The organism is Photobacterium frigidiphilum (assembly GCF_003025615.1).
Lineage (GTDB): Bacteria > Pseudomonadota > Gammaproteobacteria > Enterobacterales > Vibrionaceae > Photobacterium > Photobacterium frigidiphilum.
In genome coordinates this window covers 13,114-37,296 of sequence record NZ_PYMJ01000046.1, presented here as the reverse complement: position 1 = coordinate 37,296, position 24,183 = coordinate 13,114, and the positions used below count along the sequence as shown (strand labels likewise).

General features: G+C 42.1%; 13 protein-coding genes and 3 pseudogenes. 14 read left to right on the top strand and 2 right to left on the bottom strand.

Translation table 11 applies throughout. The annotated features are described in order from the left end of the window. Positions 1 to 90 precede the first annotated feature (90 nt). Positions 91 to 387 (top strand): annotated as a pseudogene (locus C9J12_RS26595) (DDE-type integrase/transposase/recombinase); the annotation flags it as partial. A 129-nt stretch (positions 388 to 516) separates the two neighbouring features. On the opposite strand, the gene C9J12_RS26590 reads toward C9J12_RS26595, so the two are convergent. After that, on the bottom strand, positions 517 to 7,608 hold the full coding sequence (locus C9J12_RS26590; RefSeq protein ID WP_107245722.1) for a tandem-95 repeat protein: 7,092 nt from the start codon (positions 7,606 to 7,608) through the stop codon (positions 517 to 519). A 310-nt stretch (positions 7,609 to 7,918) separates the two neighbouring features. Between C9J12_RS26590 and C9J12_RS26585 the strand changes: the two genes are divergently transcribed. The 10 genes from C9J12_RS26585 to rsgA all read left to right on the top strand — a co-directional run bounded on the left by C9J12_RS26585 (position 7,919) and on the right by rsgA (position 21,037). Further along, positions 7,919 to 8,245: an Hpt domain-containing protein gene (locus C9J12_RS26585; RefSeq protein WP_170111894.1), complete on the top strand. Its 327-nt coding sequence runs from the start codon at positions 7,919 to 7,921 to the stop codon at positions 8,243 to 8,245. A 31-nt stretch (positions 8,246 to 8,276) separates the two neighbouring features. Beyond that, complete coding sequence (locus C9J12_RS26580) at positions 8,277 to 9,614, top strand: HlyD family type I secretion periplasmic adaptor subunit (RefSeq protein ID WP_107245717.1); 1,338 nt, start codon at positions 8,277 to 8,279, stop codon at positions 9,612 to 9,614. A gap of 6 nt (positions 9,615 to 9,620) precedes the next feature. After that, on the top strand, positions 9,621 to 11,870 hold the full coding sequence (locus C9J12_RS26575) for an ATP-binding response regulator (protein ID WP_107245714.1): 2,250 nt from the start codon (positions 9,621 to 9,623) through the stop codon (positions 11,868 to 11,870). Further along, positions 11,791 to 13,251: a TolC family protein gene (locus C9J12_RS26570; RefSeq protein ID WP_107245713.1), complete on the top strand. Its 1,461-nt coding sequence runs from the start codon at positions 11,791 to 11,793 to the stop codon at positions 13,249 to 13,251. The genes C9J12_RS26575 and C9J12_RS26570 overlap by 80 nt, the downstream gene beginning before the upstream one ends. A gap of 12 nt (positions 13,252 to 13,263) precedes the next feature. Next, positions 13,264 to 14,874 carry an ATP-binding cassette domain-containing protein gene (locus C9J12_RS26565; RefSeq protein ID WP_107245711.1) on the top strand — a complete coding sequence of 537 codons (1,611 nt, stop codon included), beginning with the start codon at positions 13,264 to 13,266 and terminating at the stop codon, positions 14,872 to 14,874. Beyond that, positions 14,871 to 17,012, top strand: a complete 2,142-nt coding sequence (locus C9J12_RS26560) for an ATP-binding cassette domain-containing protein (protein WP_107245709.1) — start codon at positions 14,871 to 14,873, stop codon at positions 17,010 to 17,012. The genes C9J12_RS26565 and C9J12_RS26560 overlap by 4 nt, the downstream gene beginning before the upstream one ends. Positions 17,013 to 17,206: 194 nt before the next feature. Next, positions 17,207 to 17,845 (top strand): IS5 family transposase, encoded by a 639-nt coding sequence (locus C9J12_RS26555; protein WP_227876479.1) that lies wholly within the window; start codon positions 17,207 to 17,209, stop codon positions 17,843 to 17,845. A gap of 394 nt (positions 17,846 to 18,239) precedes the next feature. Then, positions 18,240 to 19,409 carry a MerR family transcriptional regulator gene (locus C9J12_RS26550; protein ID WP_107245707.1) on the top strand — a complete coding sequence of 390 codons (1,170 nt, stop codon included), beginning with the start codon at positions 18,240 to 18,242 and terminating at the stop codon, positions 19,407 to 19,409. A 3-nt stretch (positions 19,410 to 19,412) separates the two neighbouring features. Beyond that, positions 19,413 to 19,946, top strand: a complete 534-nt coding sequence (locus C9J12_RS26545) for a GNAT family N-acetyltransferase (RefSeq protein WP_107245706.1) — start codon at positions 19,413 to 19,415, stop codon at positions 19,944 to 19,946. 50 nt (positions 19,947 to 19,996) lie between these two features. Continuing rightward, complete coding sequence (gene rsgA / locus C9J12_RS26540; RefSeq protein WP_107245704.1) at positions 19,997 to 21,037, top strand: ribosome small subunit-dependent GTPase A; 1,041 nt, start codon at positions 19,997 to 19,999, stop codon at positions 21,035 to 21,037. 487 nt (positions 21,038 to 21,524) lie between these two features. Here the strand turns inward: rsgA and C9J12_RS31650 are convergent. Beyond that, positions 21,525 to 21,717 (bottom strand): annotated as a pseudogene (locus tag C9J12_RS31650) (IS6 family transposase); the annotation flags it as partial. A 202-nt stretch (positions 21,718 to 21,919) separates the two neighbouring features. Between C9J12_RS31650 and C9J12_RS26525 the strand changes: the two are divergent. The 3 genes and pseudogenes from C9J12_RS26525 (at position 21,920) to C9J12_RS31485 (ending at position 23,439) form a co-directional block, all read left to right on the top strand. Next, positions 21,920 to 22,330: a winged helix-turn-helix domain-containing protein gene (locus C9J12_RS26525; protein WP_107245698.1), complete on the top strand. Its 411-nt coding sequence runs from the start codon at positions 21,920 to 21,922 to the stop codon at positions 22,328 to 22,330. Positions 22,331 to 22,405: 75 nt separating this feature from the next. Further along, positions 22,406 to 23,130: pseudogene (locus C9J12_RS26520) on the top strand (IS6 family transposase). Between the two features lie 174 nt (positions 23,131 to 23,304). Next, positions 23,305 to 23,439 carry a hypothetical protein gene (locus C9J12_RS31485; RefSeq protein WP_265416168.1) on the top strand — a complete coding sequence of 45 codons (135 nt, stop codon included), beginning with the start codon at positions 23,305 to 23,307 and terminating at the stop codon, positions 23,437 to 23,439. The last annotated feature ends 744 nt before the right edge of the window (positions 23,440 to 24,183 follow it).

Below are 24,183 nucleotides of genomic sequence, written 5' to 3'. Positions count from 1 at the left end.
GGTAATGAGTGCTGGCGGAGATCATAACTCAGCACTCCAGTTTGCGACACAACCCAAAATTCCACCTTTACCTAACCCTCTGAGCGCCCAATGACTAAGAATGAATTCAAATGGAAACATTTTTCTCCTGAAATCATCCTTTGGTGCTTGCGATGGTATGGTTCAACACCAATGAGCTATGCCAACCTCAATGATATGTTGGCAGAGCGAGGGATCTCGGTGAATCGTTCGACCATTTATCGTTGGTTTATTGAATACGCTCCAGTATTACGGAAGAAATTACGTCGCCATCAATTCATCCGGACAGACATCTCATGGCAGCTCGACGAAACTTATGTCAAAGTGAAGGGGAAATGGCACTACCTTTATCGCGCTATCAATACCCAGTAAGTTAATGACCATCACTCTCTCCCACTTATCAATTAATTGCTTATTAATTGCTTATTAATTGTCACCATAATCATAGCCTGACGGGACGTTATGGAGTGGGATGGTTCATTACATTAAAGCCAACCGTTACTGATAACTGTCATCTATCACGCTAGAATCATCTTGCTGAACAGTATGTTCATCGTGTTCATACGATGCACTGTCATCCATAGCATCAACGCCTTGGTCGCGGTTATCACCCTGCATCCAGTCTCCCCTAGAATCATCATCGTTATGTATACCACGGGAATTATCATTGCCTCGATGCCCAGACTGCATGGCATGGTCATCATCCACTTCAATTATTACAGTACCTATGGCGCCTTCAATCGGTGTACCAATGTCTGATTGCCCTTCGAAAGTAATTTCTTCTTTTCCTTCATTTTCATCGGCAAGCTCTATTTTCACAGGGCGCGATAAGTTACCACTGATCGTATACGAACCGTCATCATTCAAAATACCGTTTGAAATAGTCGCGCCCTCTGGCAGGTTACTGATTTCAACTTGCTCAACATCAGGATTATTTGCCACATCATCAGGAATATCAATACGTACCGTACTACCCGGTGCCGTTGTTATATCAGCCTCACTATCGTTGGTAGAATCGTTGTTTACCACTGCTTGTACATCCAACGTAACCGTCTGTGTATCATGATTTTCTTGTGAAGAAGCTTCATCAGCTTGACGTTCTGCTGGCAGAGAAGCTTCAGGGGCTTCATATTCTGCTACATCAAGTTGCAGCGAATGCATCACCATACTATCACCGTCTGTTGTACTAATATCGAGATCCAACTGGCCATTAAAGTCATCATCAGTCCAGAACACCCAATTACCGTCACCATTTTCAACCAAAGTACCCGCATCACCATTATATTCAACAGACGAAACATCCAATAATAAATCAAGGTTCAGCGCTGCCAGAACATCGTTTTCAGCCAAGTGTAAGGCGCCGAATTCATCCAGTGTGAAATCGCTACTTTGTTGGGAAGCATCGTCTTCTGCTTCATTAATATAAACCGTGAAATGACTGCGAACACTTTCTTCACCATCAGTCGCAACAAAGGCAATATGCGCCCCACCAGTATACCCGTCAGCAGGGGCAAACGTATATTCTCCTTCACTGTTGGTTTCTAACACACCTTGACCTGTAATTAATTGCACAGATTCGATACTAAGCGTATCCCCTTGTGTATCAGACAACTGTGCCAACATATCACCGTCATTAAACGTTAGCGTGTTTCCGGCTTCTATTTCTGTTGTTACAACAGCATCAACGCTTGGAGCTGTATTTGAGTCAGCCTCATCGGCTTCATTGACAGCAATAGAGCTTTGTACATCACTACTTTCACCGTCATGATTTACTTGATAAGCAAAATCAACGTTACCGCCTACCCCATCAGCTGGAGTAAATAACCATGTGCCATCTTCGTTATCAACCAGTTCCCCTTGGCTGCGATCAATAAGGTGTACACCGTGTATTTCACCTGATGGTGAGGTTTCAATATCATCAACCATCGCTAAAAGATCAGCAGTGGTAAGAGTTAACGCCCCACTTTCAGCCACGTCGAAATCTGCATAGGTATCTGTCGGTTGGGTTATTTGGCTTGATGTGGTTTCACCATAATCTGCAGTCGTTGCCGAAACAGTAATGAAGAAGTTACCTGAGAAATCTTGTGGTGGAGTAATCGAAAGATCATTGAAACTCCATTCGGTAACATCAACAATTTGTCCTGGCTCTGTGATCATCACAGAATGTACACCATCAGAAACCTCAAATCCGACAGGGAAACCTGTGATAACTAAATGGCTTAAGACTTCTGACGAGTCGATCATATCGACATTCAACCCCAGTAAACCTGTGGTATCTTCATCAAAAACAAGTGGTCCATCGTGATCTGTTGTTATCACGGCGCCATCTGCAACAGGGCGGACAAAAATAGGCATGGTCAGCATGGTGGTTAACCCATCAGGGTCACTCACTTCTATTTGCAGTTCAGTTGTACCTGCGTAATCACCCGTTGGGGTAAATGTCCAGGTTCCGTCTTCGTTATCTTCAATCGTTCCACTTTCGTCACCGTCAGCATTAATGATGCGAGAAATAACTAAAGCATCTCCATCAATATCACCAAACAAATCCAACATATCATTGGTATTAAAGGTGAAGGCACCCTCTTCGTAAGTGGTTAAATGCGCATTACCGCCATTAAACGGAGCATCATTAACAGGTAATACATCGACTTTCATACCGCCATCGACCACATTGTTACCATCAGACACTTGGTAATCTAGCTCGATTAACCCATTAAAGTCAGGTGGTGTGATGAGGTGGTACATACCATCTTGTTGTAACTGTAAACTGCCGTTTTGAGGTTGTTTCAACGATAGGCTTTCTAACGAGAGTTGATCTCCATCCACGTCATTGGCTTGGCTTAAAATATAAGCAGGATCAATGACCAATACCTGATCTTCATCAACATTAAAACTCAGGCTTGGGGCAACAGGAAGATCATCAGCTGGAGTCACGTTTACCGATACCGTTGCCGTATCATAAGAGCCATTACCATCTGTTATGGTATAGGTAAAAGAAGCTGGTCCGTTATAATCAGCATCAGGGGTAAAAACGACATTGCCATTGTCATCTACATGCACAGTACCATGTGTATCATCTGTTGCCGCAACAGCTGAAATAGACAAGGTATCGCCATCGACATCACTGTCGTTGAGCAATAAATCTGCGGCTTGAATAACAAGCTGACCGTCTTCTTCAACTTCAATGGCGCGAGATAAAATTGTTTCGTTAACATCAATTAACTGTTCGGTGACATCCAACGTTTGGTCGGCAGTGCTGTGGTTGAGATCGAGGTTTAAGGAATAACTGATTTCACTTCCATCCGACTGAATCGTCGTCATTTGAATTTCTTCAGACATGGTACGTGACACCGTCATGTTTTGAACAACATACGTACCATTGCTGCCTGTTGTACCAAGGGTAAAGTGATGAACGGGTACATCTGTCGTAAACGCGTAAGTATCTTGATATTCACCAGAGTCACGATAACCGCCTTGGGTGTCAATTAAGTTTCCTTCTACATCATAAGCATGAATGATCACTTCTGTAGCATGACTACTATTCGCATCAAAGTAACTGCCTAAGCCATCAAGCTGAAAAGTAATCTGATTAACATCTTCCCCTTCTACCGTGACGGTCAATATTTCATTGGAATCTAAGCCGTCTCTTGAATCATTCCCAATCCCCGCACCTTGAGAATTACCAGCACCATTCCAAGCAGCCAATTCCCCCGTATTCACTTGAGTCGTAACAGTGACGCCGTCTTCAACATAGACCGCAGTATCACCATCAACGGTACCCCAATCTTCTACAGTCGCTTTACCATCAAAAATGCGCGTTGACGTATCCCTGTCGAAGCTACCCACACGAATATCTCGCGTATCAGACTGAATCTCTTCGGTATTCGGGGTGAACTGTACTTGAGTATCAGCTGGGTATGTTAAGCCAATAACCATATCAGCCCATTCGTCGTCTTCATTCAGATACTGTACCGAACCATGTTCTGGTGCAGCATCTAAACGAATCAGCGGATCCATTCCATCAAGACTACTGTCATCTTGTGCAACCACTGGGTCATTCACCGGATTAACGGTTAAATCGAGCCCCGTAGATACGATTTCTTGACCATCAGTCACATCGAACGTTAACTGTAAGTCACCATTGAAGTTTTCTGCGGGCGTAATGGTAAACGACCCATCTTCATGCTTTTCAACTGAGCCGAAGGCTTCTAGTTGAAGATTAGTAGCAGTTAAATCATCACCATCTACGTCTGATGCATGCATTAATAACTGTTCTTGCGTCAGTGTAATCGTGCCATCTTCATTAACGTTATATGCCACATTTTCTGTTACGACTGGCGTATCGTTCACAGCAAGCACATCAACCTCGGCGCTGGTAACTGCCGTAGCGCCATCTTGATCTTTTACCGTGACATCAAATGCGACATCACCTTCAAAATTAGGGTTAGGGGCAAAAGAGTATGTACCATTACCATTATTGGTCAGTATGCCGTCAGTGCCTGAATACGTGACAGCATCAATACTGACTTCGCCTTCCACATCGCTGGAATTAGCAAGTAATTGGTCATCAGTAAATGTGAGAATACCGTCTTCGTTCACAGAGTAAGAGGTAGAGCCTGCGACAGGAATATCATTAACAGCCTCGATATGAATGTCGATATTCACAGGGGTTAAGGCTGTACCATCGCTAACAGTAAAACTGAGATCAACGTCGCCGTTGAAATTCTCATTCGGTGCAAAGGTATACGTACCATCACCGTGATCAGTGAATACACCATCGGCTCCACCGTATGTCACAGAATCAACGGTTAGATCATCATGATCGACATCCGAAGCATCCAGTAATAACTGTTCATCGGTAAAAGTAATGGTACCGTCTTCATTAATGGTGAAGGTTTTATCATCCACAACCGCCGCATCGTTCACGGCTTCAACCGTTAATGTACCGTCAGAGGCAACAAGGCTACCGTTTTGGTCAGACACATTGAACGTAATGGTCAAATCACCGTTCACGTCTTGATTCGGCGTGACAATAAACGACTTATCGCCCGTTTCACTGTCAATCACAGTTGTAAAGTTGGCGTTATCGATAGTCAGATTAGTAACGATTAGGTCATCACCGTCTACATCACTGACATTCGCTAGTAAAGCCGCTTCTGTGATGATAATTTCAGCATCTTCATCGGTGTTAAACTGCGGTACGCTGTCGGCATCGATCACGACTGCATCGTTCACCGCTTGTACTTCAAACTCCAGCTTGCTGGTTGTTGACGCAGTTTCGGATGTTTCATCATTAAGGGTGCTGTTTTCAACCGTTGTCGAGGTAACAGCTAATGACACTGACCCATTAAAGTTCTCAGCACCTTGGAAACTTAAGCTACTTAAATCCCAGCCCAACACATCGACACTGTTATCATCACTGCTGGCGGTAAAGATGTTGTCTCCATCCGTCAGGGTGGCACCATCAGGTAAGCCATCAACAACAATCGATTGCAGTGATTCAGAATCATCGATATCCAGTGTTGCGCTATCAATAACGATAGGCACGGCCTGATCTTCAATAATGTCTTTAACGACAGTGATGGCATCAAGCAACCCACCGAGGCCGTTGTCATCAGGCGAATCAAATTCTAATCGAGGATTATCAGTTGTCGCGGTTAATTGATAGGTGTGGTTTCCCCACCCCGCATCTTCTGGAGCAAGGGAGTCAATCAACACCCCTTCAAAGTAAATATCAACTTGCGAATCTGCCCCTTCATAATTCAGGCGCGCAGACATATCAAACGACAAGATCACCACATCGCCAGCTTGCACATCAAGGTTGGTGTACAAGTTTGATTCATCACCACGATTGGCTTCTAATTCAATTACGCCCCCACGGTTATCACCCACCCCGTAGACATAATCTTGATGAATTTCGATATAGTTATTGTGATTGTCGGTATGCCAACCGGTGAGAGCACTGTTTTGACCCACGCCATATTCTGCTAAGGTCATGTCAGTCAATGACACAGTTAACGAAGGTACATCGGCATCGGGAGTGATCGTTACGGGGGCAGTGAACTCAGCATCGACCGTACCGTCATTTAAGGTGATGGTTAAATTCGCGTCACCGCTATAATCAGCATCTGGGGTATACACCCAATCACCATTGTCACTTTGAGTGACGATTCCGTGTTCATCCGCACTGATACTTGCCACTGATAACGCATTGTTATCCACGTCTGTCGCATTATCAATTAATGAGGCTTCAGTGATCACAATGCTGCCGTCTTCATTTACAATGTACGAGGTTTCTGCAAGTACAGGGGCATCGTTTACTGCAGCAAGATCGAGGTTACCAGAAGCTGGAGTCACCGCACCATCGTTGTCATCGACATCGAAGGTGAAAGGCACATCACCGTTATAATCGGCGGTTGGGGTGAAGGTGAATGTACCATCGTCATTGTCGATGACCGAGCCATATTGCGCATCAATACTCAGGTTAAGCGCGGTCAGATCATCACTATCGATGTCGGTAGCATTTTGCAGCAGCATCTCTTGAGTAAAGGTGATACTGGTATCTTCGGTGCCATCAATATCGGTTGGAGTGACGACTGCCAAATCATTGACGGCAGTAACATTCAACGTTGCACCAGAGGCAACTTCGCTACCATTATGATCTGATACATCAAACGTTACTTTCAACTCTCCATTTACATTTTCATTTGGCGTAACAACAAATGATTTTTCACCCGTATCAGGATCAATCTCAATTTCAAACGTCGCATTCTCGATACTTAAATTTTCGACACTTAAATCATCACCATCAACATCAACATCACTCGCATTTGCCAATAATTCAGCTTCAGTAAGTACAATCTGTGTATCTTCGACACCATCGAACATAGGTGCAATTTCATCATCAATAACGACTTCGTCGTTCACGTTATTAACTTGGATTTCTATTGTTTCTGAGTTGCTCTTAGTATCAAATTCATCTTCAACAGATAAATCAGCAGCAGTCGCATCTGTAACATCAACCTCAAACGTTTCACTGGTTGTCGCCGTGTCTACCTCTAGGTTTCGGGCTTGTCCTCCTCGACCGCTACCAGCACCTCCCGCAGTTTGTTGCTCTGAGGTTACACCACCTCCTCTTGATTGAGGCGTATCATTACCGCTGCCAGATGGCGAACCTTGTGGCGTATTACCACCAACAGATTGTGGTTCATTTCCACCAGCCGCATCATTATCATTATTATCACGGCCATTATTTGTTGGTTCTTGTGCTGTCTTATTACCACCTCGCCCTTGTGGTTTATCATCATCGTTAGCATTGTGTTCTTCTGCGCGGCGTTGCCCTCCTTGCTCTTCTCGACCCGATCTAGAAGGGTTTTCATTTAGCGCTGCATTCATTTCATCAGCTAAATCTGATGATTCAGCTCCGGTAGCTGTGGCTGCAGTAACAGTATTTTGCAAATTCTGTCTATCATGCCCACGGTGGTCACCTGTCCCTTCATCTGGCGTGGCAATATTCTCAACAGCATCATTCAATTCATTGTTGTCATCATTCTTTTTATCATGATACTTACCATCTTTATTTTTCGCCATTAGAGATCTCCGTAAAGTGCCGTTATTTATGTACACAATAAACTTTCCTATATACACATAAGAACAACAAAAATGGTTTGGCAAATATATTGAACATAATTTTTCTATCAATAGAAAAATAGTGACATTACGCATAGTTGGCGTCAAAAAAATGGCTAATTAGCATGAAAAATATTATGAGATAAATGAAAATTTAAGAATTGCTTTTTTGTCTTGATATATAGTCAAAATTAGACCATATATTATTGTTAGCGAACCATTTTATGTTTGAATGTTAGGTTTCAACTGGGGAAAGAAAAGGGAAATTATAATGATAAATTACACGGAATTCAGTAGCTCTATGAACGATGACGACGACATGATTTCGATGATTATCGAGCTTTATAGTGAAGAACATGGTGATGATATACGCGTAATACAAAATAAATACGCAAATCAAGATATTGAAGGGTTATTTTATACCATACATTCCCTTAGAGGCGTATTGCTAACCCTTTGTGAAGAGAAGGCCACACTACAACTGGAAACCATCGAAAACTTATGCAAATACGGTGACAAACCTGATGTACAACGTCTTAATGAAGCTTTAGAAGAAGTGGCTAGAGTTAACCAACAAGTTTTAACGTTAACGGCATAGCAGATGGTCATTGTTTCAAGGAGTCGATTCAATGGGCATAGAAAAGCACATAAAGAAAGCGTTAGTAGAATCTAAGCACAATGATGACATAGAGATAGAAAATAATGTCTATATCAAGAGCGCAATGACAACCGTACATAAGTCGTTGCTCTTTTTGTTTGCCGCTTTTCTGTTACTTATCGTATTGGCTTCACAAGCCCAAATTGACATAGTCGTATCATCACGAGGTGAAATGCTGCTCGATTCAGACATTGAGCGTGTACAACATTTAGAAGGCGGCATTCTCGACACGATCTTAGTCAAAACTGGCGATTACGTTTACGCAGGTCAACCTATTGCTCGGCTTAAATCGGTTGATCGTAATACTCAACTCAAATCTGCTACATTAGATATCGTTGGATTAGAAATTGAAATCTCCCGTTATTTAGGGCTAATTAACCAAACCCTTCCTGACTTTTCATCGTTTAGTGCTTATCCCTCACTGATCACACAAAACACTGAGTCATGGCAAAAAGAATTTCAAAAAAACACGTCAAACCAAGAGCTAATGAGCCTTGATATTGAGCATAAAAAACGCCTTATCGTCTCGATGAAAAATCGAATTAACAGTTCACGCAAGCAATTAGGGTTAATCAACAAGCAACTCTCAATCAAAGAAACCCTCTATAAAGAAGAAATGGCGTCTTACATCGATGTACTCAATATGCAAGTACAAGAAACAAACATGTTACGAGAGATTGAAAATCTAGCTGAAGCAGTAATGAATGAGCAGTTTCAATCTGCGCGACTAGAAAAACAACTTAACGACACCATAGCCAACCGTAATGCCGAATACCAAACACAAATAAACCAGCTTGAAAAAGATCTCTCGTTGAAAAAAGCACAACTACCACAGCATACCGACAAAGTAGACCGCTTAACGGTGTATTCACCTGTTGATGGCGTAGTCGACAAAGTACATTTCAACTTTAAATCAGCCGTTATTCCTCCGAATGAAAGTATTGCTGACATTTCGCCAATCAAAAACACACTGCACGGCGAAGCGAAAATTCCAAAGAAAGACATGGGATTTGTTGAGATAGGCCAAGAAGTGAAATTGAAGTTTGACACCTATAACTTTGCCAAATATGGGTTTATTTCAGGCACGATTAACTCGATCAGTCGTTCGTCATACGAAGAAGAAGAAAATGAATTCTATATTGCGAAGATCACTATTCAACAAGATTTTCTTGAAAAATCTGGCGCCAAATACACGCTATCACCCTACATGGAGTTCACTGCCGATATTAAGACAGGTTCACGCTACGCCATTGATTACGCATTAAAACCAGTAATGAGTGCCATGGAAGACGCATTTGATGAGAGGTAAGAATTTGTGAATACATCAAAGAATACAATCACTGGAATCTCATTCATCTTACTTGTAGGGTTTATCATCGCACAAACTCTAGTAGGTTGGCGCTGGCTGAATAATAACGCCGATTACACCACCAGCTTACAATCTAATTTACTGCAAAGTTCAGCAGCATTGGTAAGTAAAACTGAAACGCTAATGCAAACAGCCTTTGGCTGTGAGAAAACACAATGCGTACCCAGTTCACCCTACCTTGGTTTGCCTATTAGCGAACTACGTCAACAGATCACTGGTTTTGAGCACCTTGCTTCCATTGAAAAGTCTAAAGTCAGTTTAGTGGGTAATGTAGTACACCCACGGTTGCAAGTATCGATTGATAAATATCTGGCGACGGGTGATATCACTATCTTTCAACAATCGTTACTCAACAGCTATGTCGCACTACAAGCTGCTCATCAAAACCTCATCAATATTGTTGAAGCTGATTATTACAACGCGCAACAACAACTTTTTTATCAAGCTCTTTTAATTTTTGCACTCAGTACCGGCATGGCTATTGTTCTCGCATTAATGCAAGTATCTCGTAGAAAGCAGGTGAACAAGCGCAATACACACACTCATCATGATGTTGAACAGCTTGCCACTCAGCTTGAAAATATCGATGCCAAAGGTATTCAGGCCCGACTTAATAACCTCGAAACAACCCCGACAGAAAGACGCATCTTCGCCAACCTGTCGTCCATGTATCAAGAAATTGAATTTCAAAAACGTAACGCCGATTTATACCGCCAACTTTACGCCCTTATTGGATATGAAATTCGCGGAATGACCAACACTATTCAAGGTGGGGTACGCTTAATGGCACAAGATGCTGGCGAGAATGGTGCCGTAATGGCACGTGATATTACGCTGGCAACAAATACCTTATCCGATCTTGCTGATAACTATAATCGATTAATTTCTGGTGGTAATAAGAGTCAAACTGGCAAAGTGTCTTTTTTACCTTTCATGTCTGAATTGATTGTGCACTTAACCGCAAAAACACAGCAATCACAACGTACCTTAGAATGCTACTTAGATGATAACTTACCAGAAGTCATTGAAGGGAATTCCACCAGCCTATTTTGGGTTCTATTCTTACAACTCTCTAATGCTATATCGGCACAAAATGAAAAACACATTTTACTGAGGATCCGCACTGAAGCAGCAGAAGACGTTGAACAAACCCGTTTGATCTTTGAAATTTTATTCCTGCCAACCGATAACGTGGATCTTGCCAGAATCCAAGACACGTTATGGGATCCTGTCGAAGAAAAAAGTGGCATTAATGATGAATGGTCTAAAGCTATTTTAACCAAGGTTAGTCGATTTAAATCCTTATGGTTTCAAGCATCAAAAAACCATCACGACGACTTACCAGTACAGTATTTTCAGCAGCTGCATATTGCCATTGATATTACGCCAAAGAGTTTTTATCGCGTTGAACGTTCGCTTGAAAATAAACACATTATGATTTGTACCGACTCCCCACTACAAATCGATATCATGTCACGAATTTTAACTCAATATGGTGCAACGGTTGAGGTGATCCGCACCGCCAATGACATCTTCCAATCATTACCTGTTATTGGTAATTACGATGCCATTATTATCACCGATACGCTAAAAGGCATTCAGCTAAAATCTTTCTGTAAGACGTTACACTCACGTCTGAAAAAATCTGCTAAAACAAAATTATTTTTAGCGGCATCAGAATCAAGCACGGTGCAAGATACCCATGAATATGTTGATCGCGTGTTCTATACCCCGTTAATACCGTATGAGTTCATTCCTAATTTATCAGAAGCGCTTAAAGAAACCGAAGAAACCAATACACAAACTCAAAGTACTTTCTTGATTGTTGAAGATGATCGCGTACAGCAATTCTTATTGAAAAAGCTACTCAGCAAACAAGGTTATGACTCCCATACCGTTAGCGATGGCGCACAAGCCGTCGAATACATGAAAAAGCACGGTGCCGATATTGTATTCATGGACTGCATTATGCCTGGTATGGGAGGGCTAGAAGCCACAAAATTAATTCGCCAGCGGGAACAGGAAAAGGATATTAACCAACCTGCCACCATTATTGGCGCAACCGCACTCACCAGTGCAACAGAGCACAAGTCATGTATTGAAGCAGGGATGGACTATGTCATCAGCAAGCCGTATAAAAGTGATGAAATCATTAAAGTTATTAAAAAATACATGGCAATTAAGAAAATCTGTTAGCGTTTCAACCGTAATGTCATGTGCTTTATTATTGGGGTTCTCACAGCCCTTAACAGCCTCTGCTGCCAATTTATTGGAAGTGGTCGATATAGCCTTACAAGAAAACTTGTCACTCAACAGCGCTGAAACTGGCTTACGATCGTCACAATATGATCTCGATATTAACCGTGGAAAGTTTCTCCCTTCGTTAAATGTTTCTGCCAATACCAATTGGAATGATGGTACTACACATCAAACATCGGGGCCTAATACCAACAACAGTTATAATGACCACGGCGTTAACGTTACTTTGTCACAAACGCTATTTAACTTGGGTGATATTTATTCACACACCAACACGCGTATTGATGTTGATATTGAAACCCTAAAAACCGAACAAACACGCCAAACCATTATTCGAGATGCATCTACAACTTATTTTGAATATTTGAAAAGTAGCGCCCAAATTCGCGCGACTCAGGCAGAGTTAAATTCTTCGATCTCCCGTTTAAAATTAATAACGCGTAACGTCGAACTAGGCAATATGGCTGGTACTGAAAAATACGAAGTATTAGCCCAAAAAGAAGGTACCGCAAACACGCTACGCACTTTGAAAAAAGATCAAAAAATCATACTGACTCAGCTTGAAATGATTGTTCAGCGCCCTTTAAATCCCGACTACGATCTGCAATCAACGATAGAATTCACCGAGATCCCTTCAGATCGAGAACGTCGCTTAAACGACATCTTGTATACTTCGGGTTATGACTTACTTATCGCTCAGCAGCAAGTCAAAAAAAGCAGACAAACCCTAAAAGAAACGGGGGCTACTTTTGTACCTTCACTTACGGGCAGTATCGGTTATACCTATGATGATACCAACGATGCTTCAGCCACGGTACTTCCTGATAATGGGGTGACAGAAGAAGCGGTCTACACCCTAAAGCTCGATGTGCCAATTTTAAATGGCGGTCGTGATTACTACCGCTATGAACAAAACAAATTCGACATAGAACGCACCGAAATTGACTTACAAGACAGTAAAGATCAAAGCCAGCAACAGTTCGATGAATTCATCTACAACATTAACGATTATTCCGCGTCGTTAGCCAGCTTAAAAACTATTATTCAAGCCAATTACGCCTCTTATAATGGCATTCAAAAAGCCCATAAATTAGGTACACGTACAATCACCGATCTCCTTTCCGCTGAAAGTAAGTTATTTAGCAGCATTCGTGATTATGAGAGCGCCCGCTACGACTACATCATTAACTTGGTACAACTGAACGAGCTGATTGGCAACCTGAATATGAATACGATTGGGAAAATAGCGGAACAAATGTCACCCGTCAGCGACAGAAAAACCGACTCCCCTATTCCATTACATCTCTTGGTTCAATAAAAGGAGTAAACAATGAAAAGTCATTTATTTACTCGAAAGATCAGCCCTATAGATAAAGTATACTTGGTCTTTTCTACCATCATGACCACGCTACTCGGCTTGGTATTACCTTTTTCTATTTTGATTATTTTTGACCGTATCTTACCGAATCAATCAACCAACTCGTTGATGTTATTATTTGCCGTCATTTTGACAGCCATCTTTATCGACTATCAGTTAAAACGCCAAGAAGAATACTTAGTATCGGTCATTATGAAACGGTTTGAAAGCCAGCTAACCAACAGTGTCTTTCTTGCTATTTGTGCCGCAAATATTGAACGTTTTAACCGTTTGGAAATGGGGGAATACCTCGAGCGTATTTCAACGATCCCTGATATTAAACAGTTTTTCGGCGGAGAATCGATCAAAGCGCTGATCAACGGTGGCACTAGCGCCATTACCGTATTGATCATTTTCTTGATCAATATGTGGGCAGGCCTGGCACTGATCATCGCTTCAAGCATTTTATTTGTGACTGCACGCTTTCTTGCTAAAAAGCGGGTCGATGTTTTATCACAACGATCTGATATCGAAGGGTTAACCAACTCCAAGATTATCGAGATCGTCTCTAACCCATTAGACATTAAAAGCCGTACCATGGAATATCGCGTAGAAAGCGTGATGGTCGAAATGATCGGAGAACGTGAAACCCAAAGCATTGAATACGAACGCCTTGAATCATCTTTTAATCTCACCTTAAACTTAATTCAACAACTCTCTGTCGCCTTAGTGGTGGTGCTTTGTGCGCGTGCTGTCATCAACTTGGAAATTAGCCAAGGGGTTATGGCTGCCGTTATTCTTCTCACCAATCGCTACTTTGCCCCTTACCAGCAAGTAATGAGAACCCTAAGCCGCTGGCGGGTAAACCAAATGCACATTGAGCGTATTTGTGAACTTCTGGAATTAGAAGCCACAGCCAATGAGGATATTCCCCTACAACCCGTGAATAGTCTCACGCTCAGCATTCAACCAATCGATGGAATAACGCCCCCACAAAATTTTGAGCTTTCTAAGGGAAGTATTCACCTCTTCACTGGTGCGAGCGGAACGGGGAAAAGCCACCTTCTACGATGTCTGACGCGTGATACACACGATAATGCCACCACGATTCACGTCAATGAACAACCGCTCGCAGATATTGAATATGCCACATGGCGAAATGACATCATCAAAGTCGATAAAAATACCGCATTGGTGGAAGGTTCGATCATCGATAATCTCACATGTTTTCGCCCACACTTGAATAATGCCGCTTTTTCCTTGTGCGAAAACTTAGCAATAAAAAACAATATAGATGGTTTAAAGAATGGTTTTTATACCCAAATATCAAGCCACACTCAGTTACCGTTTTCGCGTCAAATATTATTTGCATTATTGATTGTTCGAGCCTTACTCAGTAACAAACCAGTATTAATGATTGATGATATCGACATGGTGTATGACGAGCAGTTTGGACGTTTATTATTATCGTGTATTGCACCAAAATCTAACAACTTCATCTGCATTATCGTCAGCAACAAGTTGGGGCAGCTCGACACCCGTTTGGTTAAGCATAAATTCATGAAGAAGGTGGTTGCCGCATGAGTGTATTGATCGATTTCAGCAATACCGAAGAACGACTAGGCGACTTTGGGTCAGATAAATTCAAAGAGCGTTATCGTGACTCTCCAACCATATTAGGTATCGCTTATACTTTAGTCACGCTGCAGTGGGAAGGCACCCCCGAAATATTAACCGATGCCTTTATTCCGCAAGACAAAGACATCGACAGCTTTGCCAGTACCTTGTCACGGTTAGATTACGAATGTAAAAAACAACGTTACCCTAATATGCATCAGTTGGAACACGTTTCCGTACCTGCTTTTATCGAATTCGATAATGTGTGCACCATCTTTTTAGGTATTGAAAACGGCATGGCAAAGCTGTTCGACTACCGAAACAATGTGCTGCTTGAACATGCGCTCACCAATGAAGCATGTACGGTGTGTGAAATATCTGAATATTCGAAAATATTCCGAGAACCGCCACCAGAATCCCAAGATAAATCTAACTGGATTAAATACGCTTTCTACCGTTATAACGATGAAATAAAAAGTTTAGTGCTGCTTAGTTTGATCATCAATGTACTTGGTGCCATGCAGCCATTTTTTATCATGGGAGTCTATAGCTTCGCGCTAACCTCTGGCTCTGAAACCACTCTATTTTGGCTAACAGCACTTGCGATATTTCTAGCGTTTGCTGAATATGGATTCAAACGTATTCGAATGAATATACTCGCAACATCTGGTAAAGATCTTGCTACTCATATATCCCAAAATGTCATTAGCAAACTGTTATGGCTACCCTATTCAATGACGTCATCGGCAGGGGTATCGTCACAATTAGCCCGTTTGAAAGACATCGACCAACTGCGGAAATTGGTGACAGCTGAATCAACACTCAGCTACTTTGACATGCCGTTTGTTATTATCTTCATTTTGGCAATCACCATAATTTCAGGCTCTGCCGCCCTTACCGTATTAGCCGGTATTGCCTTGATGTTAGTGTTCTGCGTGTATTCTCGCTATATCTACACCCAAGCAACAGCCAAAAGTTCACGCGCCAATGCCATGGTCTCTTATCAATGGAATGAGCTATTACGCAGCATTAATACCATTCAAGGGTTACCGTTACTGCGTGTTATTCGTTCACGTTTTCATGCCGCACATAACCAAAGTTTGGATGATGCCAAAGGTGTTTCGATAACCAACGGTAAAATCCAATCCATGGGACAAGGATTAATTCAAGCCATTGGTACAGCGAGTATTATCACAGCCGTCTTAGGCGTAATGGCGGGGGAAACAGAAGCAGGGGCAATGCTTGCCATCATCATCTTAGTGTGGAAAGCACTAGGACCGATAATGGGCATTTACAACTCCATTACCAAGTTCAAAACCATTAAGGCTGCTAGCACGCAGATTAACGCGTTAATGTCGCTAAATGACGATCGTCATCATTTAGAAAAAAGCCCGCCTATTCGACATTTTAAAGGGAATATCACCGTTAATGGCCTTACTCATCGCTACCAAGGCGCACCGAATGGATTAACTAACCTTGCCTTTAACGTACAAGCTGGTGACAAAGTATCGATATCGGGTATTTCAGGTTCAGGAAAAACGACTCTTCTCAGTATATTGGCTGGATTGGAAGATCGCTATCAAGGCGGCGTTTTACTGGATGGTTACAACATTAAGCAGTTTAATAATTTCCGCTATCGTAAAGCCATTAACTACATTCCTTTTGAACTGCACATTTTTGAAGGAACGCTGGAATCTAATTTCATCATTCATGACGGTGTCATTGCGAAACATCAAATGGAAGAAATTATCGACTTCTTTGACTTACACCCATGGTTACCCGACGGGCTAGATACACATATGTCGTCAGATTATGTCGAGCAATTACCTAATGGTGTGCAACAGTCATTACGGATGGCACTTGGCCTCGGTTGCTGTGATCAAGGGGTCATTGTTATTGATGAGCCTTTTGTGGGCTGCGAAAAAGAATACGTAAAATACATTAATAAGTTATTTACTGAGAAATTGGCAGAAGCGACGGTCATTTTCACGACTAACGACAAATCTTATATTGCAGCCTCAAATAACTGTTTATTACTCGATCATGATGGTGCACAAAAATACTTTGGCTTCCCAGATAAAGTGATTCAGACGATTAAGAGTTAAATTGGCTTCCCAGATAAAGTGACTCAGACGATTAAGAGTTAAAGTTCGTAAGAACATAGGCTGCCTACGGCAGCAATTAACGACCTGTTAGTTTTCCTGTCCATCATTGGCATAATACCGAACATAAGCATAGCCGCCTAAATTACGTTACGCCGTCAGAAGGCTTTGTTGCCGCACCCTGATTATACGCTGTTATCAAAGCGGCTGAAGCAGCTCAATCTCGCGGCGCCAATGAACAACCAGACGACAAAATTGCAGCGATAGCCATTGATTCTACGGGACTCAAGCGGTTCGGGAAGGATGAGTGGCACCAGGAGAAACATAAGGTTAATGCAAAACGAAGCTGGCGAAAGGCGCACTTTGCTGTTGATGAGGGTCACTTAATTCAAAGCGCAATCCTTGCCGATAAAAAAACCATGGATGATCAGGTTGTCGGTGCTCTGTGCGAGTCCATCACAGAGGATATCGAGCACGTAAGTGCCGACAAAATGTATGATACCAATGCGGTGTACCAGACATTAGAGAATCATTTCCCGGATGCTGAGATTGTTATACCGCCGAAAGACAATACGTTTGCCGATGAGGTTCATCACCCAAAGCGGATGAGCAACCTGATAGGTTGCTTTGCCCTTGGCATTATCGGTTGGCAGAGCGTGCGTCAATATGGAAAACGGAATATCTCAGAGACTGCCATGCAACGTTACAAGAAGATAATAGGCAATACATTACACTGCAGAGAGTTTGAAAATCAATCGAAGGAAATGTTACTCGGTTGTTCTATTTTAAATCGCTTTACTCACATCGGGATGCCCAAGAGCTACCGGGTCGCCTAACCGTATCAAAAGACCACGTAGCTTTAGTGCTGCAACAAAGCCGCACTGAAACGTACTAAGAGCGATTAATTCATGTTTAGGGGTAAGTCACTTAGTATATTTTCGCAGCGCTTAATATAAGAGCATAGGCGTGTTTGGGGTTTTGCGCACATTTCCCCGAAAAGTTCATTCTTGCATATAGAGTCGCTCTAACAAACTTTTACCCCATTCAAAGTTAACCTATTAGGTCAACATTCAATTGCGTCAGTCATTTTGACATACTTTTATTTATGCAGATCCCGCGCACTTTCAGAACGCCTTCAAAAGCACAAAATTAGCTATTGACCTGTCTATGGCTTTACACTTTATGATAACCCTATATTAACGGCTATACCCCCGAAAAAGGACATTAAGCATGTATCGAATATCAGAGTTAGCTGAGTTGGTTGCGGTATCGCGAACGACACTGCTCTATTACGAGAAGCTAGGTTTGATTTGTGGTAAACGCTTGAGCAATGGCTATCGCAGCTATAGTGATCTCGACGTTCAGCGTCTTCGACTAATACAGCAACTTCAGAGAGGAGGGCTGACGTTAAAAGAATGTCAAGCAAGCATGGAGGCGAAAGTGGATCGCCAACTGCTTCTTGAGCGACTTGATCAGCTTGATGTAGAGATAGCTCAAAAGCAGAAATCGCGGCAGCTTCTAGCTGCCTTACTCGGTGAGGGTCAGTTAACCGAGTGGCATGAGTCGTTGGACAAGGTCGCTCCTGATGCTCATTTAGATTGGTTACTTAAACAAGGGTTCAGTGAAAAATGTGCGCTTAGATTAAAGTGGTTATCAAAAGATATGAATCAACATACTAGCTACATGGCGGACTTCAATGAAGTCTTCGCACAACTAGATAGATGGGGGCCAGGTTCAGAGAGCGATACGCTTCACGCTCTTGCTAATGTTCCGCGTAAACCCCTCGCGATTTTGGAGATTGGCTGTGGTCAGGGTATCGCCACGACGGTATTGGCAAACCACTGCTCAGCTAACATCACTGCCGTAGACAATGATGAGCCGTCATTAATTCGCTTAATGGCGCGAGCAACGGAACAAGGCTTGGCGGACAGAATCAGTACGGTGTGCGCCTGTATGATGGATATGCCCTTCGAAGCTGAAACGTTTGATCTAATTTGGGCAGAAGGTAGCGCTTATATCATGGGAGTGGCTAACGCTCTGAAGCAATGGCGTCAACTATTGGTAAACGATGGCGTATTGGTTTTGAGTGATTTAGTTTGGTCTACCAATACCCCAAGTGAGGATGCGTTTGATTTTTGGCACAAAGAATACCCTGACATGGTTACAGCGCAACATCGTATTGATCAAGCGGAAGCTGCAGGCTTTGAGGTGCTAGATAGCTTTGCATTAAGCGAACAAGCATGGGCGAACTATTACCAACCACTCCAAGCTCGAATTAATGAGTTAAAGAGTGAAATGAGAGATTCAAGAGTGTTAACCGATCTAGAGAGCGAATACGATATCTATCACCGTAGGTTGGATGAGTTTGATTACCAAATGTTTATTTTAAAGAAAGGATAAAAAATGAAATATTCACTATACCAACCAAACCAGCTAGAAGAACTTAAACACGTTTTTCACAAGACCTTTACCGACTCAGAAGGTGAAGCAGAGGGTGCATTGATCGGCGACTTGGTCTCTGATCTCATGACGACAGACAAGAATGATCTGATGGTGTTTGTTGCAGCTGACAATGAAAAGATTGTCGGCAGCATTATTTTTACAAGAATGACGTTCGAGAACAGTGTCAATGCTTTCCTGATGGCCCCCGTAGCGGTTCATACCGATTATCAGGGTAAAGGCGTTGGACAAGCACTGATCACATTTGGCCTACAAACCTTGCAAGAGCAAAGCGTTACTTTGGTACTCACCTATGGTGATCCAAACTTTTACTCAAAAGTTGGCTTTACTCAGATCAGTGAGCAACAGGTAAAAGCACCACTGAACTTGACCTACCCAGAAGGCTGGCTAGCTCAATCTTTGGTGAGTGATAACATTGAGCCGATTGCGGGCAACTCATCTTGTGTTGAAGCAATCAATAAACAGATGTATTGGTAAGAACCAGAGTCGCGACTCAGAGAATTTACAGGTATTAAAATGAGTAACCCATGAGTAACCCATCACTAATCGAGCTAGGGTTTCGCCCTTTTTTCCAACAGCAGCTTAGCCTGGATGAGCTAAATAGCCTAACCCTTGGCCGTATTATCGAGCAGCATCGTAGCCACGTGGTGGCAATGAGCGAGCAGGGCGCGCTAAACCTGACACAAACGCCAAATAGCGAGCGTGTTTGTGTGGGCGATTGGATACTATTCGATGAGTCGCTACGCTTGGTGCGGCCACTTGAACGCCAGTCACTGTTTCAGCGTAAAGCTGCAGGTACTAAGGTCGATTCGCAGTTGATTGCAGCCAACCTCGACAGTGTGTTTATTGTCTGTTCATTAAACGATGATTTTAATCTTAACCGTATCGAGCGCTATCTTGCGATTGCCAAAGAGGCTGAGGTAGAGCCAATAGTAGTGCTGACAAAGCTCGATCAATGTGCAGATGCGGATGAAAAACGTCAACAGGTGCAGGCCTTGGATCCTCTATTGTTGGTACACGCCCTTAATGCCCTTGATAGCGAACATATCAAAGAGTTGTCTGGCTACTGCAAATCGGGGAAGACGGTGGCGCTACTCGGCTCGTCGGGGGTTGGCAAATCTACCTTGGTCAACGGCTTGCTGGGTCAGCAGGTAATGGAGACAGGTGGGATTCGTGAAGACGACAGCAAAGGCCGTCACACCACCACCTATCGCGCTATCAAATGGCTGCCTCAGGGTGGATTGCTAATGGATACCCCAGGGATGCGCGAGCTGCAATTAAGCGATTGTGAGGATGGCCTAAAAGAGACCTTTAGTGAGATTGAAGCACTGGCTCAGCAGTGCCGCTTTAACAATTGTCGCCATGAGCGAGAGCCTAGCTGCGCGGTACAGGCTGCGATTGAGGATAGCTCACTTGATCAACGTCGCTTCAATAACTACCAGAAGTTAATGCGAGAACAGGCATTTAACAGTGCAACCTTAGCAGAAAAACGGGCCAAAGATAAAGCGTTTGGAAAGATGGTCAACACTGCCGTAAACGAATCTCACGCTCGCAAAAAAAGGAATTAATTTTCTCTGCGCCACTCACTAGAAAGGTCTTTTTACAAAGGAACGACCATGTGTCCCATGACAGTTTTATGGCATTATTTGCAGGGTCATAAGAATATTTTACATTGACTTAATGAATAACTTACTTTTCTAATACTAATTAACCTTGCTTGAGTATCTACCCTCGCAAGGTTCTGTCTGAAAATAAGGTAGTAATAAGGGCAAGATGCCAGCTTCGATCATTTGCCTTTGGCCGATTCGATATATTTGTAGAGTGTTGGTTTTGAGATACCCATCATCTCGCAAATCTTGGTTGTGTCGCAAAGTTATTACGAAATACAAACGTACTGATTTCCAAATATAATTAGGCTGCAAGCGCGTAAAATTCATCCCAAACAGATAAACATTCAGGGTTATCGAGCTGACCTTTTTTAATCATCGACCACAGATCCATGTCAGAGAGAGTGACTCTTGCTCCTTCATTTGATTTCCATCCTAAACATTGGTTCATTTTCCCTTTCACCCTGCGGTGGCTTTGTTCGACGATATTATTCAGATACTTGATTGAAAGGATTTCAATTAGATTCAGCATGTCCCCGTTATTCCAAAGTCCAACATTGATATGATGCCATTCCAACGCGTTGGAATGGCATCATATCAATCACCACTTTCTCTGGTAGGCCATGTTGACCAAAGCCCTTTTTTGAGGTCGACGTAGGATTTTAATTAAAAAATCCTGCACCCTGGTATGACCAGTGCTATAATCTATCTTTGCAGACGTACAAATTTATATCAGCTCATTCTCATTTTTTGAATGAGCTTTTTTTAATTTATTTTATATTTCCTCGAGGCCTCTTTAGGGGGGTAATTCGACAGTGTTTAAAGACTGATTTAGTGATATATATGCTTGAACTACCTGTGGTAACAACCAAAAACTATATTATCGAATGTATTATTAATAGTGTTTATGCTGAAGGTTTTTTTTTACCAAGTCAAAAAGATCTGTCTAAAACTATTGGTGTTAGTCTTTGTACTTTAAGATCTGCCTGTAAAGTGCTAGAAGCCGAAGGGTGGATAAAAATAGAACATGGTAAGGGCTCACTTGTTCTCCCCTTTATGTCATATGCTAGCTTAGCAACAGCTGCATCTCGTATCATGTATATGAAAGGTGATGAGCTAAGTAAGAAAATCTATCAAGATGCATCAGATATAAAACAGCGTCTTGAGCAAAAAATAGATCCTTGTAACCTTGTACATCAATTATTCCTGAATGATTTAAATAAAATCACATTGGTGATTAATGTTGATACTTAAAGGGGTTTTGGGCTTGTTGCAAAAAATTCAGCCAAGACTCAGAATTCCGTCTTTCCCATCTAATCTAGCAACTCAATGACCAACCACGAATTTAAATGGAAACACTTTGCCCCTGAGATCATTCTTTGGTGCCTTCATTGGTATGGTTCGACCCCAATGAGCTACGCGAACCTCAGCGACATGCTGGCAGAGCGAGGGATTTCGGTTAATCGTTCGACCATTTATCGTTGGTTCATTGAGTATGCCCCGGCATTACGCAAGAAGTTACGTCGCCATCAATTCATCCGGTCAGACTCAACGTGGCAGATCGATGAAACCTACGTAAAAGTAAAGGGGAAATGGCACTACCTTTATCGTGCCATCAATAAGCAAGGCGAGACACTGGATTTCTATTTTTCCCACAAACGTAATAAAGAAGCCGCGTATCAGTTCCTTAGGCGCTGCCTGAGATATTACGACGTAGATCGTTAAACACGGACAAACATTCCTCATACGCCAATGCGATTGCCCGCTTGAAGAAGGAGGGACGACTGCGAGCGGATGTCGAGCAGCGGCAAGTTAAGTGCCTCAATAATGGCATCGAGTCCGATCACGCCCCCATCAAGAAGCTCGTTGTAGCCACCGGCGGTTTCAAAATACGAAAGCGAGCTTGGTCAACCATCCAGGGATTCGAATCATTACGGATGTTGAACAAAGGCCAGTTTGATTTCTGGCTTCGTCATGATGAACGTAAAACCCTTGTGCGGGAGAGATCCGCCTTTATGAATAGTCTCTTCAATGTTGAGGTTGTTTACCAGTAATCATTAAGCCCATCACTGGGTAGATCTGCCTTATCTGATTATTTGCATTAAGCCCCACGAACTAGCATTATCATTTAACGTTCAATACAGAAAAAATAACACTAAATGCTTGATGATACATACTCAACAAGATTAATATAATGGCTGTTATTCAACTCTAAAAAAGGGGCATATATGACAGCAGATAGAAGACCAATAAACCCACACGTAAACGTTCCTAAACCGGGCGGTGGTGAGCAACCGAGAGATCGTAATAATGATGGTAGCATCCGGAAAAAACGTTCAGATGCAGGAAAGCCTCGTAAATAAGTTTCAAACAAAAAATGCCGTATTAACAACGGTATTTTTTTGTTTAAAAAATATAAACTCATTATTCCCATTACATTCAATAGCCAACTTTAGCTCTCAAAATTCTCATCAGAACACCTTAAAGGCTTGTAGATGCTATTTCTGAGAACAGATCAAAGCAGTATGCCTTCAAAACAGCCTGTAAATTAGCAACAGTTTTGGCCAATTTACATATTCTAATTATTCTTCCTTGAGTCCACACGCAAATCATCGTTAAAAGTCTGTTTTTGCCTGAAAACAAACAATGCCAATCAAAGCCATGAATTTAATCGGTAAAATCAATTAATTATTTTCACCGATGATTCAAAGATAATTAATAGTCAATCTAAATGCCATTTATGTATGCCATGCCGTCTGTGACACATAGGTTATGAATTTAGAGTATCTATGTGGCAGTCACCTCAGAATTAGTCTCTAACATCAATCAAATGGACAGACGAATAATCGTGTATATTTCATAACACAAAATAACAGTGACAGCGTAATAACAATGTAGCTTTTTAAGACTAGCGTCATATCGCTAGTTTTATCCACAAGCGTATAGCGATAGCCAAATGTAAATAATCAATCTAATTTTCCACAATTATAAAAAGTTAGATATATCATTCAACTTATGGAAGAAATGTCACAAAAAAAACCATATATGATTATTTGTAATGCATACAAGAATAATCATTACAAATACACATTATAAGTTGCCTATAC

Bases quoted from the DNA above. Each gene is read 5' to 3' on its own strand.
- C9J12_RS26565 (WP_107245711.1), top strand. From the start codon at position 13,264: ATGAAAAGTCATTTATTTACTCGAAAGATCAGCCCTATAGATAAAGTA.
- C9J12_RS26570 (WP_107245713.1), top strand. From the start codon at position 11,791: ATGTCATCAGCAAGCCGTATAAAAGTGATGAAATCATTAAAGTTATTA.
- C9J12_RS31485 (WP_265416168.1), top strand. From the start codon at position 23,305: ATGACAGCAGATAGAAGACCAATAAACCCACACGTAAACGTTCCTAAA.
- C9J12_RS26585 (WP_170111894.1), top strand. From the start codon at position 7,919: ATGATAAATTACACGGAATTCAGTAGCTCTATGAACGATGACGACGAC.
- C9J12_RS26545 (WP_107245706.1), top strand. From the start codon at position 19,413: ATGAAATATTCACTATACCAACCAAACCAGCTAGAAGAACTTAAACAC.
- C9J12_RS26560 (WP_107245709.1), top strand. From the start codon at position 14,871: ATGAGTGTATTGATCGATTTCAGCAATACCGAAGAACGACTAGGCGAC.
- C9J12_RS26590 (WP_107245722.1), bottom strand. From the start codon at position 7,608: ATGGCGAAAAATAAAGATGGTAAGTATCATGATAAAAAGAATGATGAC.
- rsgA (WP_107245704.1), top strand. From the start codon at position 19,997: ATGAGTAACCCATCACTAATCGAGCTAGGGTTTCGCCCTTTTTTCCAA.
- C9J12_RS26550 (WP_107245707.1), top strand. From the start codon at position 18,240: ATGTATCGAATATCAGAGTTAGCTGAGTTGGTTGCGGTATCGCGAACG.
- C9J12_RS26580 (WP_107245717.1), top strand. From the start codon at position 8,277: ATGGGCATAGAAAAGCACATAAAGAAAGCGTTAGTAGAATCTAAGCAC.
- C9J12_RS26525 (WP_107245698.1), top strand. From the start codon at position 21,920: ATGCTTGAACTACCTGTGGTAACAACCAAAAACTATATTATCGAATGT.